The 3312-nt window shown below is 56.6% G+C and carries 4 protein-coding genes; 1 reads left to right on the top strand and 3 read right to left on the bottom strand.

Annotated features, from left to right (window positions below; genetic code table 11):
- On the top strand, positions 1 to 359 hold a 359-nt coding region (locus GNZ13_RS28760; RefSeq protein WP_172170885.1), incomplete at its 5' end, for an SOS response-associated peptidase family protein.
- Positions 360 to 695: 336 nt separating this feature from the next.
- Here GNZ13_RS28760 and GNZ13_RS28755 read toward each other — a convergent pair.
- The 3 genes from GNZ13_RS28755 to mmsB form a co-directional block, all read right to left on the bottom strand.
- Positions 696 to 1757, bottom strand: a complete 1062-nt coding sequence (locus GNZ13_RS28755) for a maleylacetate reductase (protein WP_172170883.1) — start codon at positions 1755 to 1757, stop codon at positions 696 to 698.
- Between the two features lie 38 nt (positions 1758 to 1795).
- Complete coding sequence (locus tag GNZ13_RS28750; RefSeq protein ID WP_172170887.1) at positions 1796 to 2092, bottom strand: Dabb family protein; 297 nt, start codon at positions 2090 to 2092, stop codon at positions 1796 to 1798.
- A gap of 144 nt (positions 2093 to 2236) precedes the next feature.
- Positions 2237 to 3312, bottom strand: a 1076-nt coding sequence (gene mmsB, locus GNZ13_RS28745) for a multiple monosaccharide ABC transporter permease (protein WP_172170881.1), incomplete at its 5' end; no start/stop codon positions are given.

The following is a 3312-nucleotide window of genomic DNA, read 5'->3' as shown; positions in this document are numbered from 1 at the left end:
TCAATGCATTTTATGAGAACGTCAGCCGCGCCAAGATGGAAGGCCGACAACTCGCCGAAGGCGAGAAGGATGAAAACGTAGTCCTCGAGTTCAGGCCGAACCCCGCTCATGACATGCTGGTCGCCTGCTTGTGGTCGCGTTGGTCTGCACTAGGCGAGCCGGACCTCCTGTCTTTTGCGGCCATAACAGATGAGCCACCCCCAGAGATAGCTGCAGCGGGGCATGACCGCTGCATTATTCCTATTAAGCCGGAAAACGTTGACTCGTGGCTTAGTCCAAACGCATCGAACTTGAAGGCAATGTACGCGATACTTGATGACAGAGACCGGCCGTACTATGAGCATCGCCTCGCAGCATAGCGAAGCAAACCGTTTCACGAGGCTCTCTCGGCTAAGTTGCTCAGACCGTTCACTGGCCGTCCGGAAACACCGTGCGCTGCGAGCTGGACCGAGTACTCTCAAGCCGCCAAGTTGACCCGTTCAAACGGGCACCGGCGGCAATGCTGCGAACGTCGCCACAGACGCAGCGTACATTCCATTACGTAAGTCAGAAACGGTGAGCAAGACCGCCGTTCGCGAGCGGGGATTTGCAGATAAGTTTAGGACCATTCCAAAAAAAGGCCCGCACTTTCACAGGAGCAGGCGAATCCCCCTTGGAGACGATGGAATGCCACTGGGAAATGAGTTTGTCGACGGTTACGCGGTGGGACGGGCTCCCTCCCAGGCACGCTGTAGCAGTGCTCTAAGCGGTTCCTCCTCAATCGGTCGCGGGTTCCAGTATGGATTCGACATTGCCACTTCGCACGCGTAATCGAGGTCGGCTTCGCCCAACCCAATCTCGCGAAGGCCTCGCGGCACTCCAAGTTCTTCGTTAAGTTGGTAAAGGCCGTCAGGCGCTGACTCTACGTTCAACGCCCTGGCGATTCGGCCCATAGCCTCAGCCGCTACGGTACTGTTGTATGCGAGAGCATGAGGCAGGACGATTGCATGTGTTTCTGCATGCGGCAGGTTGAATGTTCCACCCAAGGTATGGCAAAGCTTGTGATGAAGAGCCATGCCAACGTTTCCGAGCACCATTCCGCACAACCACGCGCCATAGAGACACTCGCTGCGCGCCGCTTTGTCCTTGCTGTTCTTCTTCACTCCACGCAGGCCGTTGACGAGCGAGCGAATGCCTTCCTCCGCCATCAGCGACATGACAGGGTTTCCATCTTTTGCGTACAGCCCCTCGGCGGCATGAGCGATGGCGTTGAGGCCGCTGACAATCGATAGACGGCCTGGGAGCCCGATGGTCAACTCCGGGTCGTACAGGACTGTCTTGGGAATTACCTTGGTATCTCGACCCGTTTTCTTCAGACCGTTTTCAGTTATCCCATAAATGGGAGTCATCTCCGACCCAGCATACGTTGTCGGTATCGCGATAATCGGCAACGACGACTCGAGCGCAATCGCCTTGCCGAGCCCAATGGTCGAACCGCCTCCAATAGCCACTGCGCAGTCCGCGTCGACCGACTTCGCGTGCTCACGCGCGCGGCGAGCGTTCTCAATGGGCACATGCATCTGGGCGCCGTCGAAGACTCCGGCGCTCGAAGGCCCAAGAAGAGCGGAAACTATGTCTGCTTGCGCTCTCTGCTCGGGGGTACAGAGAACCAAAGCCCGGCGCGCGCCCAACGTTTCCACTTCCTGCTGAATCAACTTCATGCTTCCAGCGCCGAACACGACTCTCGCTGCCTGCGTAGTATAGGTGAACTCATACATGAGATTTGCTTCCTGTGTCGTCAAGCCGTATAGCTCGCTTAGATGTAGTCGACCTGGTGGCGAGCGATACGAACGTCACCCACGATTTCCTTCACTCGCTGATGCTCAGAGTGCGACGCATACGCGTCGAGCGACTCCTGGCTTTCAAACTCCGTGTACAAGACTACGTCGCACGCGTAATCAACGGCGCTTACATCCAGCCCGACCTCAAGCCTGGTAAGCCCGGGAATCTTTCCGCTCAGACTTTCGAATGCGGTCTTTACCAGCATCGCGGATTCCTGCTTTTGCTGAGGAGTGTCACCGCGAACATTCCACATCACGATATGCTTGACCATTTTTGTTTCCATTTGCAGTACATATAAACGGGCCAAATGTTCGAGACGCAAGCTCATGACACAAGGATGCATGTCAGCGGGGCCTCGCCGCGCGCCTGGCCCCGCCCCGTTGACTTCTAAATCTGGTCTGCCGTAGAAGAATAATTACGCTTTGTTCTTGTTGTACACGTCGACAAATACGGCTGCGAGCAGAACGATGCCTTTGATGACCTGCTGATAGTCCACGCCGATGCCCATGATGGACATACCGTTGTTCAGCACGCCCATGATGAAGGCACCCACGACCGCTCCGACGACCTTCCCGACACCACCGGAGGCGGATGCACCGCCGATGAAACATGCTGCGATGACGTCGAGCTCGAACCCGGTGCCAGCCTTCGGCGTTCCACTATTCAGACGTGCGGCGAAAATCAGACCGGCCAGCGCTGCAAGGACACCCATGTTCACAAAGGTCAGGAAACTCACTGCTGGGACGCTGACACCCGACAATCTCGCCGCCTTTGCATTGCCGCCAACCGCGTAGATGCGACGCCCGATTGTCGTTCGGTTCATGATGAACGTGTACACGCCAATCAGCACACCCATGATGACGAGCACAGTAGGCAAGCCACGATAGGATGCGAGCAGGTAGCAGAAGAACACAATCAGCGCCGTAAGGACGACATTCTTCGCCACGAACATCGAGAACGAGCCACTCTCGACTCCATGCTTCGCCGCGCCAGCACGATGCCGAGGCTCGATGACAAAGAAAAGGACACCGACAAACACGCCGAGGAGAATCGAGGTGATGTGGAGTGTTTGTCCGTGAAAGAGGTCAGGGATGAAACCCGAACTCACAGCGCCGAATGCATCAGGGAATGGGCCGATAGACTGGCCCTGGAGCACGAGATTTGTCATGCCACGGAAAACCAGCATGCCGGCCAGCGTCACGATGAACGACGGCATCCGCCAGAACGCAATCCAGTAGCCTTGCAAGGTGCCAATCAGCGCGCCGGCCGCGATACAGATGATGGTCGCCCAGATATAGTTGACGTCATACTGCACCATCAATACTGCCGCTAACGCGCCCACCAAACCGGCCGTTGAACCGACGGAGAGGTCGATGTGGCCTGAAACAATCACCATGAGCATTCCAAGGGCCATGATGACGATGTAGCTGTTCTGAAGCACCAGGTTGGTCAGATTGAGCGGTTGCATCAGTACGCCGCTCGTCGAAATCT

The sequence above is a fragment of the Paraburkholderia elongata genome, assembly GCF_013177735.1.
Classification (GTDB): domain Bacteria; phylum Pseudomonadota; class Gammaproteobacteria; order Burkholderiales; family Burkholderiaceae; genus Paraburkholderia; species Paraburkholderia elongata.
Note: the sequence above shows the minus strand (reverse complement) of the source record. Positions and strands in the feature narration are given on the sequence as shown.

Coding starts and splice junctions, on each gene's coding strand:
- GNZ13_RS28755 (WP_172170883.1), bottom strand. CDS start 1,757: ATGTATGAGTTCACCTATACTACGCAGGCAGCGAGAGTCGTGTTCGGC.
- GNZ13_RS28750 (WP_172170887.1), bottom strand. CDS start 2,092: ATGGTCAAGCATATCGTGATGTGGAATGTTCGCGGTGACACTCCTCAG.